The organism is Desulfitobacterium chlororespirans DSM 11544, from assembly GCF_900143285.1.
Classification (GTDB): domain Bacteria; phylum Bacillota; class Desulfitobacteriia; order Desulfitobacteriales; family Desulfitobacteriaceae; genus Desulfitobacterium; species Desulfitobacterium chlororespirans.
In genome coordinates, this window is record NZ_FRDN01000013.1 from 51,353 (window position 1) to 66,826 (window position 15,474).

Here is a 15,474-nt window from a genome sequence, read left to right on the forward strand (position 1 = left end):
CTATTTTTTCTTCCGTGTTTTTTGCTTCTTTTTCGTGGTAACGATCTCCACCCGGAAGCCTTTGCGGCTTTGTCTCACGGTAGCGGCCATAAAGCCAAAGAACATCACCGCCCAGATAGCGGCGGTAACGGGGATGCCGATAACCAGCCGCGCCCAGGTTGGCCAGAGAATCGGCCGGCTCAGAAGATACAGGACATAGAGAACACCTGACCAAAAGCCGCCTTCGTAGGTTACGGGAGGAAGCGCCTGCAGGAAGGTCACTAATTCCACCGGACGGAACACGTAGAGGATGCCCAAAGCCAGCAAGAGGACGAAGATCATATTGACCAGATACATGAACATGGATGCTCCCGGGGAAATCCGCTGCTGAGGGTTTTCCGGGTTAAACCGGGAATAGTTAATGGAATAAAAGAGACCAATGGCACTGGAGCCCAGCGATAGAAAGATGGCGCCGAAGGCTAGAGCCAGGATCATCGTGGTGCTTAAGCCGATGGCCAGGGCGGTTCCCACCAGGAGAGCCTCCATGAGGACCAAGGTGGGCAAGACTGCCGCCAGCAGTTTTCCTAATACCACCGGCCAGCCTCCCAGGGGAACGCTGTTCAAAAGCCAATCGGATTCTCCTTCCCGGCCAAAGGAGAGCAGAGCCATGTTGCCGCTGAACATGATCGTGTACATGATAAAAACCGTGACCAAGGAGGATTCGGAGCCTGGTGTGCGAACAAAGAGGTATTGGGCGATAAAAAAAGCCATGATGATCAAAGGAGTCAGATAGCCAAACCACTCCCGGGTATCTCTCTTCAGGTAAAGCAGATCCTTTTTGGCCACAGCCCACATCCCTGCCAAGGGAGAGGTTTTGGCGACAGGTTCTGCATGGAGCAGCGAAAATATCCCCTGCAGAGTGGTATCCGCCCTTCCTTGAAGAGCTGCCTGGGAAGTTTTTGCTGAGGTCCGACCGGGTGCACTTTGGTCAGGCAAGGCTCTTTTCCGGTTTTTGGTGCGCCGGCGGCCCCCTTCACCCTGACTCAGGGAGATAAAGCCCCGGCGGAACCCCTGTTCCAGGAGATTAAAGGCCAGGAGAAAGAGTCCGATCCCCACGGCGAGCAGGAGCAGGCTCCAGCTCAGCCCCACTAAGAAGTCTCCCGACATACCGGCTACTAGGGCCTGGGAGCCCCATCCCCAGGGAAAGAGATGCATCAGGCCGAGGACCTGCTCATTGCCAGCCAGCCAGGAGGTCATGTCAAATTGCTCTCCCCTGCCCAGGAGCAGATTGGGAATCTGGAAAAGCAAGGCGATCATAATACCCGCCAAGGCTCCGATGAAGCCTACGGCTTCTTTGCTGCGGTGGGGAGGAACGATGCGCATGACGATTAAATTCAGCAGCTCGGCAATCGCTGTGCCGATGATCATGAGACCTAGCCCCACCAGGAGGACAAGGATGTAAAAGGCAGGACCGGCCTGGAAGAACAATCCATAAAACATCCCCGGCAAAAACACGAAAAGAAGTGCTGTTAAAAAGTTGCTGGCGATAACGCTGAGGGATTTGACCGCAAAGACGGCTTTCAAGGATACGGGAGCGATGAAGAGCAGCTCCAAATCCTCCGACATATACAGGGCGGCAAAAGCGGCGGTAATGCCGAAGAATATCTGACCGACCAATCCGCCTAAAAAGAGCAGGGAAAGAAATCCCTCCACCACTTCATAGGAAATCGAGCCCAAAGCTCCATAAGCCAGGTAACCCATGGAGGAGATGAACGCTACTAGGAAAAAGAGCAGCAGGGCATAAAGCAGCAGGGCGCTTTTGGGGCGATGGCGAAATTTGTTCCAGGACACCCGAAATTGATTTTTGAGGAGGAGGATGAAGTCCTGAAAGAAGGATTGGGGCGGCGGCGGTGTTTCCATAGGAGGCGGTAAAAGGATTTTCACGCTCGTCCCTCCTCCAGGCTTTTGATCAATTCCTCATTTTCATGACCTCCGGTCAGCTCCAGGAAAATATCTTCTAAGCTTTCTCCCCCATGGCCGACGTTTTGGCGCAATTCCTCCGGGCTGCCTTGAGCGATCAGTTTTCCTTTTTGCAGAATGCCCACCCTGTGGCACATTCTTTCGGCAATCTCCAGGATATGGGTGGAGACAAAAACCGCCGCTCCCTGGTGTGCCAATTCCTGCAATACGTCCTTGAGGAGACGGGCGCTGGCCGGATCCAGGCCTACGGTGGGTTCGTCCAGGAGGATGACTTTCGGTTGGTGGATCAGGGCGGAAGCCAGCACCACCTTCTGGCGCATCCCGTGGGAATATCCCTCCAAAAGTTCATCGGCTCTGTCCAGCAGTCCAAACATCTCCATCAGCATCTCGGCTCTTTTTCCGGCCACATCTTTAGGTATCTGATAAAGATCGCCGATGAGCTTCAGAAATTCCCAGGCCGAGAGCTTGCCGTATAATTTGGGTTGATCGGGGACATAGGCCATCAGGGCTTTGGCTTGGGTAGGCTGCTTGCGAATATCATAACCGCAGATTAAGGCTTCCCCTTCACTGGGTTCCATAAGTCCGGTCAGGATTTTGATGGTGGTGGTTTTCCCCGCCCCATTGGGGCCAAGAAAGCCAAAAATCTCCCCTGCCCTTACCTCGAGATTCAACTGATTCACCACTGGGACATCGCCATAGCGTTTGGTGAGTTGGTGGGTTTTTATCAAAACTTGATTCATAAGCTGCTCCCTTCTTAAGAATCCTGGCGTTGTTTTTACACTCATCTTTCAGAGCTTTCTACAGCTTAGTCTAACTAGATTTTCTGTGAGCATACGCCATAATTCTATCGTTCCACTTCCTTTTGTGAAAGAAAACTAAGCAAAATGAGGCCTTTCTCAAAAAGAAAAGCAGGAACAAGGTCTCCTGCTTCAATTCGAGAATTAAATTCCTGCTCTAAGGAAATTATAGCCATTATGAACTGCATTATCAAGAAGCTGCTTAAGGAGAAAATCATGAAAAGAACCCGACCTTTGGTCTTTTGGCTTTATATCGTGTTATGCTTTACCATTGTCCCGGTGACTTTCCTGCATCTTGCCCGTTTAAATTGGCTAGCCACGGGAATGTGCCTGCTGACCTTGCTCTTGATGTCCATTCCCTTCCTTTTAGAGACTAAATACAAGCTGACCATCCCCCGGGGATTTCTCACCGCGCTGATTTTATTTCTTTACGCTTCCATGTTTTTAGGCACCGCCAACCGCATGTATGATGTGTTTTGGTGGTGGGATAAGATGCTCCATGGTGCATCAGGCTTCATCTTTGCTCAGATGGGCTTCTTGCTGCTGCTGTTCCTTGATAGCAGTCAAAAGCAAGATTCAAGCAGGAGCAGGCTCCTGGCCGCCCTGTTTGCCTTTTCCTTCTCTTTGGCGGCCGGCGGGGTCTGGGAGATCTATGAATATACTATGGACCGCACCTTTGGCACCCTCTATCAAGGGGTAGGCATCCATGATACCATGACGGATATTATCCTGGATGCCTTAGGGGCTTTGGTCTTTGCTTTACTACTCTACTTTCGGAAAAAGCGTGTCCCGTCCTCTTCAGTTTAAAAATCCGGCAGTTTTGGAAATGACTCAGCAAGCTTCGTAAATTTGCCAAAAAGGCAATTTTAATGAACAAGCCCCTCCATAGGGGAGTATTTAAGAAAAACCGAGACACAATGGTCTCGGTTACAACTCCAAATCACTCAAGATTTAAACGCTTCTTCAAAATAGTATTGGTGATGGCGAAGTAAGCGGCCGTGATCAGTGCCGACTCAAGCAGTATGAAGGCAATGAAAAGGTGGAGCTCCGTATGCATGGTGAGAAAATTCCCCGGGGGGATATTCCAGACGTTACCATGCCCAATCGCAAAACCAATCGCCATGCTGATGATTTGGGTTAAGGTATTGAGCCCGATAAAGGCGGCAAAGGAGGCCAGAATACGGTGCTGATTAAACAGGTGGCCAACAGCAATCGAGGCGTAGAGGATTAAAATAGCCGATGCCAGAATGAGGAAGATGCCGATCACAGCCTCGAGGGAATACAAATAAATCGAAGTGCCCAGATAACCCCATAGGGTGCCAAAGAATTGTGTCAGCTCCCTCATAATGTGCTGCCAGTCCCCTGCTTTAAAAGCGATGAGGATGATGGAGAGCATGGCCACGAAGAAACTGAACACCAACCAAAACATGGAGATCAGCATCTTGCAGACAATGTGCTGCCAGGACTTGACGGGGAGAGTGAACATCAGGTAGCCTTCTTCGGAGAGAAGATTCTTATAGAAGCGCTGGATGGTCATAATCAAGGTCATAACAAAGATACCGGCCATGATAAAAATATAAACGGCCATACTGATCACTGCCGGAGTCTGCCATTGGTGGCTGGCACTTACCCCCAGCATAAAGCGGTTGATCAGGGCGAAGACCAATAAAGCCAGGTATAAGGGCAGGAAAACTCTTCCTGTAGCTTTCAACTCATATTTCATCAACTTACTTAGCATTTGAACACCTCCCGGAATAAGGCATCGACGGATTTGCCTTTTTCACTGCGGATTTCATCCACTGTGGAGGTCAAGACAACTTGACCTTGATTGATAAAGACAACATAATCGAGGATATTTTCAATTTCGGAGATAAGGTGGGTGGAGATGAGAACAGTCCCCTTTTCATTGTAGTTGCTGAGGATGGTTTTCAGGATATAATCCCGGGCTGCCGGGTCCACTCCGCCGATAGGCTCATCCAGGAGATAAAGATCTGCTTCACGGCTCATGACCAGGATGAGCTGAACTTTTTCTTTGGTGCCCTTGGACATGGTCTTAAGCCGGTCATGAGGATTGATGCTGAGGTTTTTCAACATCTCGAAGGCCTTTTCAGGCTTGAAATCCTCGTAAAAGTCCTGGAAGAACTCGATGATTTCGTGAACTTTCATCCAATCATTGAGGTAAGTTTTTTCCGGAAGGTAGGAGATGATTTTCTTGGTCTCCAGACCCGGTTTTTTGCCGTTGATCAGAATCTCGCCGCCGCTTGGGGTGAGCAGCTCATTGGCCAGTTTGATCAGGGTGCTTTTTCCGCTGCCGTTAGGTCCTAAGAGGCCCACGATCTGACCCCGTTCCAAAGTTAAGTCGATCGCGTTCAGGGCCACCTTGGTGCCGTATTTCTTGGTCAGCCCCTTGCATTCCAGGATTGGGTTCATTTCTTCATCTCCTCTGCCATAGTGTTGATGATGGTCAGGATCTCTTTTTGCTCAAAGCCCATCATTTTCATTTTTTCCAGAAATTCAGCAATTTGTTCTTTGGCTATCTGGGTTTTGGCCATCTCTACCATATGCGCATCCTCCGTTACCGATCGACCGCTGGTGCGGTGGGTTATAATCAATCCGTCCTCTTCCATTTTGGCTAAAGCTCTTTGCATGGTATTGGGGTTAACAGCCGCCTCTTGGGCCATATCCCGGACCGAAGCCAGTTTTGACCCCAGCGGGTATGCTCCGGAGAAAATCTTCAGCTGAATCTGCTCGATCAACTGGGTGTAAATCGGTCTGTCCGTTTTTAAATCCCATGACATGGTCTCACCTCTTGTCTCAGTGTATTATTGTATTAAATTCTTAATACAATAATACACTATTTTCTCCCGATGTCAAGATAGGTTATGTCTTTTTGTTCCATCATTATATTAATAAGCAAGTGAACGTAAAAAGCCATGATCGGAAGGATAGTTCTCCCAATCATGGCTTAACTTTTCATGGCTTTACTTTATACTGAACTGAAGTATCGTTCAATCCGCTGCTTTAAAATTATAAACCGGCTTAATCTGAGCCACGATCACCACCGTATCCTGGATGTTCTTGAGGATATCTTCCATGGGCTTGTAAGCCAAGGGGCATTCATCCAAGGTTGCTTTAGTGACTGATGTGGAGAATACCCCTTGCATCATCTCTTTATATTGGGTCAAGGTCAGGGAACTGCGGGCTTGGGAGCGGCTCATCAGGCGGCCGGCTCCGTGGGGTGCTGAATAGTTCCAGTCCGGGTTGCCTTTGCCGATGCAGATCAGGCTGCCGTCCCGCATATTGATGGGAATCAGGAGCCGTTCATCCTTTTGGGCTGAAACTGCGCCTTTGCGCAGAATCATCTTCTCCGTATCGATGTAATTATGAATGGTCGTGAACTGATCCACGGCCTTGAGCTTCATCCCTTTAAGCAGTTCATCCGCCATGGCTTTCCGGTTTAAGGCCGCAAACTGCTGGACAATCTTCATATCGTGGAGATAGTCCTGAAAAAGGGCTCCGGAGGCATAGGCTAAAGCCTGGGGAATATCTGTTAGGACCTCGGCCTTTTTCCGTTTGACCTCTTTAGGGATCTCTTTATCCCGCCCCGCGGCTTGCAATGCGGAGATCAGTTCTTCGATATCGGCCTTGGTGGACTTATTTAAAGCCCGGTAAGCCTCCTCTTGATACAGCTTGGCTACTTCATTGCCTAAATGGCGGCTGCCGGAGTGAATCACCAAATAGTAAATCCCCCGGCTGTCCTGATTGACCTCGATAAAGTGATTGCCCCCGCCCAGGGTACCGATGCTTCTGCGGGCACGGGTTAAATTGACTTCCCTCTTGCATTTGAGATCATCCAAATCAATACTCTCATGAAAACGGTGCTCCCGGCTGCGGATATTAAAGCCGCTGGGAATCTTTTCATAGATCAGCTTATCCAGCTTTTGCAGCTCAAGGTGTGAGTCTTCCAGCCGGGTTACTTCCATGCCGCACCCGATATCCACACCGACCAGATTAGGCACCACTTTATCTTTAATGGTCATGGTCGTGCCAATCGTACATCCCACACCGCTGTGAACATCAGGCATGATGCGAATCTTGCTGTCCCTGACAAATTCTTGATCGCATAAGGTTTCGATCTGTTGGGCGGCTCCTGCCTCCATCGTCCCGGTAAAGACCAAAGCGTGATTGTATTGCCCCGTGATCTTGATCATGGTTTATCCTTTCGTAGGTTACTCTTAACAACCTGCCACTTATTTAAAAAACAGTCCGGACAGCTTCATATCCGGTGTAAAGGTGATGGTAACAATAAAGCTTTTTTTCTCATAAACAGCTTTAGCCACAAAGACCCCGTACTCCTGCCCGGCGGCATCCGTATTGCCGGCCAATTGAATGTCCTTGATCTCCTGGAAAGCCCCCGCTTTTGCCAGGGCATCATAAACAGGCTGCATCGCCTCGTCAGTTAAACTCGCTTTAATTTCTTCTGTACCCATCTCCCGCATGGCCTGGCCGTCCCTGTCGTTCACCAGGGCGATGACGCTTTTAGCCTTTTCCTCAACCTTAACCGGCTCAAATTTGCTGGACAGAGCGGGCAATTCTTTGTGGCAAGCCGTTAATAAAAACAAACACAAAATTGACGCAAGAATCACGAAACCTCTTCTCCATCCACCTCTTTGCCTACTCATGATGTGAACTCCTCCCCGATGATCCTGTTTTTTAATACTTATGCTTCGACAAGAATTCTTTCGATCTCGACTACATACATGGTGTGATAATCCTTGAGGGGATAGTTCTTTTCATCCAGGCCCTCCACGCTAAAGCACTCAGGTTTTAGTTCCTGGGCATAGAGCTTCCTGCCAAAGAGTGTCATGGTTGCTTCTTCAAAATAGGGAGTTCCATCACCGGCTTTGAGCACGGTCAAGCCGGATTCTTTAATCTTCTCCACATCTCTCCCGGATACCCGGCCCAAATAACCCAGTTGTTTTTTGTAAGAGCCGGGGAAAAAGGATAGGGACAAGGTGGCGGAACCATCCACAAATTCCTTGGTGTAGCGTGTGGGGCGGATAAAAATATAAGCGACATTTTTATTCCACAGTACCCCAAGACCGCCCCAGGAGGCTGTCATGGTGTTGACTTTTTCATCTATGCCAGCGGTGATCAGCATCCATTCTTTGTCCAAAAGCTGAAACGGGCTATGTACAAATTGTTCCGGGGTAATCTCTTTAAATTCGCGCATTTTACAAATCTCCTTTAATCTTGAAGTATTTCCATACACCGTACTAAGAACTTCTCTATGGTTCGCTCTTCTTCCTGCTTTTTTAGCGGAGTCATTTCACCTCTTCCTAAACGGTCGCAAAAACCAAGCAGGGCTATTTCCTCAATAGAGACTTCCGCGGCCATTTTTTTAACATTGGCAAAGGGCAGGCCTTTGACGACAAAGAGAATCTGCATATGCCAGCGGACCATTTTGGCTACTTGGTGGATGAATCGTTCATCCTGGGTTAATTCCCGGAGGAATTGGCCGGCCAGCTTCTCTCCCACTGCATCATGATCATAGGAAGTGATGCGCCCTTTGCGCATACGGGTGGTGGGGGCTTTGCCCAGGTCATGGAGCAAGGCCGCCCACATCAACACCTGGGGGTTGCTGCTGAGATGTTTTCTCTCCGCCGCGTTATCCAGAACCATCAGGGTATGATTCCAAACACTGCCCTCAGGATGATGCCGCGGGGATTGAGGGGTATCCTGCAGCGCCCCCAGCAGGGTAAAAGGATATTCAGTCTCAATTATTCCTGTCTTGTTTAATTCTATTATAAAGTTTGACGGTTTATTATCATTCATGAGGTGATTGTCGATTTCTTGAAAAGTTAGGCTTGGCATAGTCATTTCCCCTCGAATCGTTTAAGCTTTTTCCTGTCTGTCCTTTAGTTTACCCAAAACAGGCAGGATATGTTATAAAGAAAACCCGGCTTCGCCGTGCCTTCTAATCACGCATCCAGAAAGGCGAAGTCGTTGGTTGCCCTTATACTGGAGGAAAGTATGCAACGAAGTTATACTTTCTGAAAGTGTAAAGAAAACCTGGCCGTTCAGCCAGGTCGGTACGTAATCCGTATGTGGTTCAACGGGGCGCTGCGGAATATCCTGACTGCTCAGAACGAATCATCCATGATTTCGGGATAGGTTAAGACCATTCCTGTCACTTTATGATCCGGCTTGATTTGCCGCGGATACTGTGCGGGGTCCGTATCAAAATTAAACGCTAAGGCGGCGGCGCCTTCCACCTTGAAGATGCCATAAAGAGTTCCGCCATGAATGCTTTCCGGCTCTACATACTTAGAGCGGTAGGCGGCGAATACTTTTTCCGCTTTATCTCCCACCTTAACACCTAAATCAGTAACGGCTTGAGGGGAAGTGGCATTGATCTCCAAGACTTTCCCTGAATCCGCCCCGATGAAGATCTTGATGCCCTCATAATCCCAACGGTAGACCGGCTCAGGAAAATGCCCTACCTCTCCGCTGGGTGCGGTTTCCTGATAGTTCTTGCCTAAGGCTGCCATCACTTGTTCTCTGGTATCTCCCAGATGGACGCCGGAGATGCCGGGGCGGATGTTTTGGGTGCTCTTCTTCTGGGCTTTCTGCCCGGGAATATCTTCCTCAGTATAGTTGATATTCCCCTCCTGATCCCAGGACTCTACCCGATAGTAAATGTTCCTGGCTTTCCAGAGATAGTCGCTGTCCTGATCGCCCAGTGTATAGATCTCCAGAAAGCCCCAGGTTTCACCATACTCATGGAATTCATTGCCGTAAGCAATGGCGGTGCTGTCCGGTTTCCAGACAGGGGTATCCATGCTCTTGGGTTTAAAAGGGTTTTCCTGCAAGGTCTCAGCATTGACAATGCTGTTAATGGCCCCTTCAGCCAATTTCTCGCTGATTATAAAGTGCTTGCTGTCAGGAGACCAGGATAAGCTGCGGACTGTGGGCTGAACATCCCTGACAAACTGAGCCTCTTCTTTCCCGATCTGCCAAAGGTAAGCTTCATCCAGGCCCTTTTTATTGGCACCGCCGGGCTGGATATAGAGCACTTGCTCCTGGTCCGGAGACCAGGTGATCTGGAAAATTTCCTGATTGGCATGCAGAGCAGCTTCGATCTTTTCCTTAGCTTTACTCTTTTGTTCGTCAGTCAAATCAGCAGAACCGGGCTCCTTTGCTCCTGGCTGATCGGCGGGTTGCGGATCGCCCTTGCTTTGACCGGGAAAAGCGGAGCAGCCCGTTATGATTAATGACAAGCCGAGGACAACGATCCCCGCCATTTTAGTTAGTTTCTTCATAAGCTCCTCCTCAGACAATTTACTGCGCTTGCCAAATATATAGACGTAAGCGCAGGGAAAATTCTGTTGCTGCGAAGCTTAAATTTCCGAGAACATGAGTCCGGCAAGCATTAGGCCCCGTTGATATTTGCTTTGTTCTTCAGGCTTTAACCGGTAGGCTTGGCAAAGGGTCTCTCCTAATCTCACGACATCCTCCATTTGACCGCTTTTAAGTTCCAGTTCAAGCTCGCAGATAGGGTCCCTGCTGCTGCTGGCTTCGATCTCTCCGATATCCAGAGCTAACTCAATGCGGCTGCCCTCCTGGCCGGTGAGCTCAAGGGTGCTGCGTTTAAAGCGGGTGCAGAATATGGGGAGAAGTTCTTCATCTTTAATAAGGCTCTCTAACTCCCGGCCGATGGCCAGATCCAGAAAAGGTTCCAGAGTGGGGGCATTCTCCGGCAGCTGCCGATTCCATTCACTTCTTATGGACAGCCCCTGCTGGGAAGAACCGAATCCTTTGATAGCGGCGATATACATCCCTGCGAAATTCCGTATTCTGTAACATACCTGATGATTGATGAGCAGGCGGCTGGGGGTGTCATAATAAGTTGTCTCATATTCCCTGACCCGGAGCTGGAAATCCCGGCTTAATTCCCTGACTAAAGGATCCTGAAGTATCCTCTCCCCCAGCTGGGGATCGGGCACCTTGAGTTTTAGTTCAATTTCCTGAAATTCCTGAAATTCCTGAAATTCCTGGAATTCCTGGAATTCCTGAGCCTTTGCCGTGTTTTCCCGGCACTCTCCAGTATCCACAACAGCCCGGAAGCCTTCCGGGACCTCCTTGGCTTTCCTAACCTTCAGTTCTTGGGCAAGATAGGCTATGGCTTCCTCAAGAGCACGCTGGTACTGAAAAGGCAAGGTCTGCCCTTTTTCCTGTATTTGTCGGAAAGCCTGGAGATGAGCCTTGAGAGCGTACCCATCATTGCTATAACAGGAGTCTGCTAATAAGCTCAAATCATGAGCTTCTTTCGTTTCTCCCTTTTGCATGAGATAGTCATAGAGCACAAGAGCAAATTTAAAGACGTCGGATTGATTGGCAATCGTAATACTCATAGAGATTTCTCCTCGTTACTTTCTTTGGACAATTAAGAGTATGTCAGTTAAGAATATGACAATAAGCGTATAGATTATTTTACCATCCTAGGCTGGGAATAGCTATGGAAAGCAAATTACCTCGAATAGTTGTCTGAATTTTGAAGGAATTTCCTTGAAAATGTTTAATTATTATATTTAGGTTATATATTAATTTTTATTTAGGAGGAGTGCTCTATGAATTGTGAACGATGCGGTGATCTCATCCCTGACGGTGAAAGCTTTGAACATCGAGGCAAGATCCTTTGTGAAGATTGCTATATAGGTGCTCTGCAGCCGCCAAAATCCTGTGATGTAGCCGCAGTCCATTCCGCCAAAACCCATCGCCAGCTCTCCGGAGAGAGCGGGGCCGATGGGCTTACCGAGCTCCAATCCACTATGTATAACCGAATTAAGGAGAGCGGAAAGCTTACCCGGCCTGAGTTGATGGCTTTGTATAACCTCAAGGAATGGGAGCTCGATAAACAGATTGCCATATTAAGACACTGCGAGTTGATTAAAGCCCGTAAAATAGGCGGACAGATCTATATTGTACCTTTTGAACTGGAATAGATAGATGGGAATTTACGTTAACAATAGCTTCCATTGAGAAACGCTTCCGTTGAGAAATAAAAACAGAGTGAGGCATCTCCATTTTGGAGATAGTCCTGACTCTGTTTTGCGTTTGTAGATCAGTGGCATGTGTAGCAAGTAAGCTCGCCCGTATGATGACAACTTAAACATTCGGCCCTGTTGTCGTATTCTTTATGCATTTTATGGCATTTATAGCACTCTACATCAGCATCATGGTTTTCATTGGGGCGAACATGGGGATTGGCATAACCGCCATCTTTCTTAGGCAGTACGGTGCTGTCTGCCGTAAGAGCGGCCAGCTCTTCATAGGAACCATGGCACTGGAAGCACATCTCTTTGGGCATTCTTACGGTGATATTGCCGGGGACTGTTGTGGCGCCTTGATGGGCTTCCTGAAGGGTTGCCAAACCATGGCAATCCACACAGTTTTGCCCTTCCTGAGCATGAACCGAGATGGTGAGCTTGGTGTTCTGCATAGATTCTACATTGCTGGAATGGCAGAGAGCGCAGTCCATATCCGGTGTCCACCAATCCTTGGTGTCCGTCGCCGGTGCAGTGGGTTCCCCTGTGGTCGGCGGCCCTGGCGTTTGTGCGCTATCCGCGGTTTGGGGCGGAGTATCCGCAGTGTTTGAACATCCGGCCATCACGCCGATAACCAGAAACATGATGATAAGTGCCATCATCCGCAATTGATTCTGTCTTTTCAGTTTAACCACTCCTTAGGAATGAAGATTTTCTTTTGGCTACAATACCGGGCAATACTCCAGCTCTGCCTTGATCTCGATTCCTTCGCTGATCACAAAGGAAGTCTGAAAAGACAAGAAATCATCTTTGGTCACATACAATTCCTGCCTGCCCTCAGGTACTTCTAATACGGCCACGCCATTGGCATCGGTGGTTGCTTTGTATAAGCCCAGCATCACATAGGCTTCGGCAATGGGGGTTCGCTCATATTTGTCGAGTACCTCAATCATGACTTTGTGTTCAGTGGGCCTGGTGGTACGGCATAAAAAAGTCTCCGGCTGAGTGTGGTGCTGAATCTTCAGTTCCTGTGTGCAGCATTGGATCACCCATTTATGGAGAGTTTCTTCTTCCGGCGCGGTGAGCGCTTGTTCTGTCCAATAGACTCCATTGGTCTGGGGCAAGACTGCTTCCCCTAAATGTCCACAAACCACACGATGATTGTCGTCCTCTATGACTAAAGGCAGGCCTGCCAGGGAACAACCGGCAGAGCATTTGGCGCCAATACTGACCTTGAAGGTTTCACCCTGAGCCACCGGAGAGGGCACCCCCCAGACGTTTAAGGTGATCCGATGGGGCTTTACGATAAAGGAGAATTGCAGGGAACTTTCCGCAAAGGAAGTGCCTTCTTTTTCCTGGTTGGAAAAGAGTACGGTCCAGGTGTATGCGCCAGGCTCCTGGGGTGCCGGCAGTGAAAATTCATAGGTATCATTGCCTATCCCGTCAAAAAGGGCCAACTCGGTTTCCGCTGCACTATGATTAAAAAGATCCATGACCTGAATCCTGCAGCCTAAAAGGTCATCATTAGCCTCGCTGATCACCCGGACCTGCATCCCTAGCTCCTTTCCCGCATCCACTTCTTCAGGACGGAGGTTGAGGAGTTCAATCCGGGTCTGCCGTGTTGTCTCAGCTTGTGTATAGTCTCCCATTGTACCATTCTCCTTGATGATAAAGTCGGGTCAGGAAAGAGGGCCGGAAGCTTTGGCCCTCATCCCCTGATTATTTTTAATTTATGACCAAGGGGTCTGTCCGGCGGCATTCTTACCTGCCACCCGTCCGCAGACGATACATTCGGTCAAATTGCCGCCGGCTTGATAAGTGAACTTAAAGACTGAAGATATTTCACCGGCTGTGTAAAGCCTTGGAATGGGCTTGGCATTCCAATCAAGGGCCTCCCGCTTGGCATTGGCATCAATACCGCCCTTGGTGTTTGGTCCGCCCGGATACAGCTTCATAGCATAGAAAGGCGGTTTCTCAACGGGACCCATGGTAGCGGGAGTTCTGCCAAAGTCTTTATCTGTGCCGGCTGCACAGTATTCGTTAAATTTCTTCACATTGTCGATCAGGGTTTGCGTATCAATAAGCTCACGGTTTTCCGGATCGGCTTTGATCTTGGCCGCTAATTCTTCAAGGGTATCGGCTTTGAGGATCCAGCCCCGTTCGATGGCATCTAAATTATCCTTACTCCAAGGCAGGAAGCCATAACCCACGGTTGAGCCGCTGGTGCCTACCACAGGACTGGAAGCTCTGCGGGTTTCATCAAAGATGATCCAGCTGGGAATCCGGGGGTAGTTCATGGTCAGGAGGTCGTAATGGACGGCTTCTTTATAGAATTGATAACGATAGGGCCGTGTGGAATCGGTGATGATATGCTCATCAGTATAGCGCTTGCCGAAGTTATCGACGATGACACTGTTCTTCGAAGAGGTTACGCTGGTGTTGGAACCCATTTTGAGGCCTTTTTCATCCCAGTTTTTCCCGTGGGGGAAAGCCGACTCAATCCGGGAGGCCGCTTTAGCCACTTTAACCAGACCGGCGCCCACCAGGATAGCCATTTCAATGCCGTCACCCGTATTATCCGGTGAGCCGTAAAATCCCCAGCCGGTTACTCCGGGACCCTCCAGGAAAGCTCTGCGCATGGGGAGATTATATTCATATCCGCCACTGGACAGCACGACTGCTCTTTTCGCCTTAACTTTGATTTCCTTATCGCCTTGGGTAGCGATAACCCCGTGGATTTCACCATTCTCCCCTTGAATTAACTTTTTGGCCGGGGTACTGAATAAAATCTGAATTTCCGGACGCTTTCCTTTAATTCCCTCTTCCACAAGGGCCCAATAGAATGCTTCCCCTGCGGATTTCTGCTCTTTGGGCTGCTCATAAGCCGGGACATTGTCATCAGCATTCTGAAAATCCTTATAGCGAGTATTGATGGTTTTGCCGTATTTGGCTTCCTTAAACTTCGGGAACATCGGGAAGGAGGCTTCACCTCCGGGAGCCATGCCGGCGGAATCGAGATCAGGAGCCTGGGTCATCAGGAAGTTTTCTACATCCATAATACCGTCGGCAAACATTTCCGCCATTGCACCTGATACATGTTCTTGCTCCCCTTCGTTCTTCCAAGGAATATTTTCTCCGCTCATCATAGCTTTGATATACTCAACCCGGGCTGCCCTATCGCCCATTGGATCAGGGTTGTGCCATACGCCGCCGCTCATTCTCGTATTGGGGTAATGGGTCTTTTCCGCCTGCTTTTCGATAACAAGAACTTGGGCGCCGGCATCGTGAGCTTCAATGGCGGCCGAGGCACCTGCGCCCCCCAGACCAATGATGACGACATCGGCTTCATAATCCCAGGTTTGCTCAACCAGAGGCGGAGCCGCCGTTTGGGCGGCACTGTCTGAACAACCGGCTAACAGACCGGTGCCGAGAACAGCTCCTCCGGCCAAAATACCGGTGTTGCGCAAAAAATCTCTCCGGGATAAATTTTTTTCTTCAGTAGCCGTTTTTTTCTCAACCATGGTTTTTTCTCTCCTTTTCCTTCTGTTTGGTTCCAATTTAAACCCCACTTCTTTAAGACATCACCTCCACCCGGCATCTCAATGTGTTAGTGATAATAGTCCCTCGAATCATCATTAAAATATCATTAATTTACATTTGAGTTAGATTTT

General features: G+C 49.1%; 16 protein-coding genes. 2 read left to right on the plus strand and 14 right to left on the minus strand.

The features are described from left to right. Positions 1 to 1,923: a putative ABC transporter permease subunit gene (locus BUA14_RS19620; RefSeq protein ID WP_072774141.1), complete on the minus strand. Its 1,923-nt coding sequence runs from the start codon at positions 1,921 to 1,923 to the stop codon at positions 1 to 3. Next, on the minus strand, positions 1,920 to 2,699 hold the full coding sequence (locus BUA14_RS19625) for an ABC transporter ATP-binding protein (protein ID WP_072774142.1): 780 nt from the start codon (positions 2,697 to 2,699) through the stop codon (positions 1,920 to 1,922). The genes BUA14_RS19620 and BUA14_RS19625 overlap by 4 nt, the downstream gene beginning before the upstream one ends. A 234-nt stretch (positions 2,700 to 2,933) precedes the next feature. Between BUA14_RS19625 and BUA14_RS19630 the strand changes: the two genes are divergently transcribed. Then, the gene (locus BUA14_RS19630) at positions 2,934 to 3,563 is read left to right on the plus strand and encodes a DUF2238 domain-containing protein (RefSeq protein ID WP_178371752.1); all 630 of its coding nucleotides are present in this window, start codon (positions 2,934 to 2,936) and stop codon (positions 3,561 to 3,563) included. Positions 3,564 to 3,696: 133 nt separating this feature from the next. On the opposite strand, the gene BUA14_RS19635 is transcribed toward BUA14_RS19630, so the two are convergent. From BUA14_RS19635 to BUA14_RS19680, 9 genes are all read right to left on the minus strand, one after another. After that, positions 3,697 to 4,494, minus strand: a complete 798-nt coding sequence (locus tag BUA14_RS19635) for a hypothetical protein (protein ID WP_072774143.1) — start codon at positions 4,492 to 4,494, stop codon at positions 3,697 to 3,699. Continuing rightward, on the minus strand, positions 4,488 to 5,186 hold the full coding sequence (locus BUA14_RS19640; protein WP_072774144.1) for an ABC transporter ATP-binding protein: 699 nt from the start codon (positions 5,184 to 5,186) through the stop codon (positions 4,488 to 4,490). The genes BUA14_RS19635 and BUA14_RS19640 overlap by 7 nt, the downstream gene beginning before the upstream one ends. Further along, the gene (locus tag BUA14_RS19645) at positions 5,183 to 5,554 is read right to left on the minus strand and encodes a GntR family transcriptional regulator (RefSeq protein WP_072774145.1); all 372 of its coding nucleotides are present in this window, start codon (positions 5,552 to 5,554) and stop codon (positions 5,183 to 5,185) included. The genes BUA14_RS19640 and BUA14_RS19645 overlap by 4 nt, the downstream gene beginning before the upstream one ends. 210 nt (positions 5,555 to 5,764) lie before the next feature. Then, positions 5,765 to 6,967, minus strand: coding sequence for an RtcB family protein (locus tag BUA14_RS19650; protein WP_072774146.1), 1,203 nt, complete (start codon positions 6,965 to 6,967; stop codon positions 5,765 to 5,767). 39 nt (positions 6,968 to 7,006) lie between these two features. Continuing rightward, positions 7,007 to 7,438: a DUF3887 domain-containing protein gene (locus tag BUA14_RS19655; RefSeq protein WP_072774147.1), complete on the minus strand. Its 432-nt coding sequence runs from the start codon at positions 7,436 to 7,438 to the stop codon at positions 7,007 to 7,009. A 38-nt stretch (positions 7,439 to 7,476) separates the two neighbouring features. After that, positions 7,477 to 7,989, minus strand: a complete 513-nt coding sequence (locus BUA14_RS19660; protein WP_072774148.1) for a flavin reductase — start codon at positions 7,987 to 7,989, stop codon at positions 7,477 to 7,479. Between the two features lie 14 nt (positions 7,990 to 8,003). After that, the gene (locus BUA14_RS19665; RefSeq protein ID WP_178371753.1) at positions 8,004 to 8,630 is read right to left on the minus strand and encodes an HDIG domain-containing metalloprotein; all 627 of its coding nucleotides are present in this window, start codon (positions 8,628 to 8,630) and stop codon (positions 8,004 to 8,006) included. Positions 8,631 to 8,899: 269 nt separating this feature from the next. Beyond that, on the minus strand, positions 8,900 to 10,078 hold the full coding sequence (locus BUA14_RS19675; RefSeq protein ID WP_072774150.1) for a hypothetical protein: 1,179 nt from the start codon (positions 10,076 to 10,078) through the stop codon (positions 8,900 to 8,902). A gap of 78 nt (positions 10,079 to 10,156) precedes the next feature. Continuing rightward, the gene (locus BUA14_RS19680; protein ID WP_072774151.1) at positions 10,157 to 11,170 is read right to left on the minus strand and encodes a CYTH domain-containing protein; all 1,014 of its coding nucleotides are present in this window, start codon (positions 11,168 to 11,170) and stop codon (positions 10,157 to 10,159) included. A gap of 216 nt (positions 11,171 to 11,386) precedes the next feature. Here BUA14_RS19680 and BUA14_RS19685 point away from each other — a divergent pair, with 216 nt between their 5' ends. Further along, positions 11,387 to 11,761 (plus strand): hypothetical protein, encoded by a 375-nt coding sequence (locus tag BUA14_RS19685; RefSeq protein ID WP_072774152.1) that lies wholly within the window; start codon positions 11,387 to 11,389, stop codon positions 11,759 to 11,761. Positions 11,762 to 11,880: 119 nt separating this feature from the next. On the opposite strand, the gene BUA14_RS19690 is transcribed toward BUA14_RS19685, so the two are convergent. The 3 genes from BUA14_RS19690 to BUA14_RS19700 all read right to left on the minus strand — a co-directional run bounded on the left by BUA14_RS19690 (position 11,881) and on the right by BUA14_RS19700 (position 15,324). After that, entirely contained in the window at positions 11,881 to 12,465 is a 585-nt protein-coding gene (locus BUA14_RS19690) for a cytochrome c3 family protein (protein ID WP_072774153.1), read from the minus strand. A 60-nt stretch (positions 12,466 to 12,525) separates the two neighbouring features. Then, a complete protein-coding gene (locus BUA14_RS19695; protein WP_072774154.1) occupies positions 12,526 to 13,452 on the minus strand; it encodes a hypothetical protein in 927 nt (308 codons plus the stop codon). An 81-nt stretch (positions 13,453 to 13,533) separates the two neighbouring features. Beyond that, entirely contained in the window at positions 13,534 to 15,324 is a 1,791-nt protein-coding gene (locus BUA14_RS19700; RefSeq protein WP_072774155.1) for an FAD-dependent oxidoreductase, read from the minus strand. Between the last annotated feature and the right edge of the window lie 150 nt (positions 15,325 to 15,474).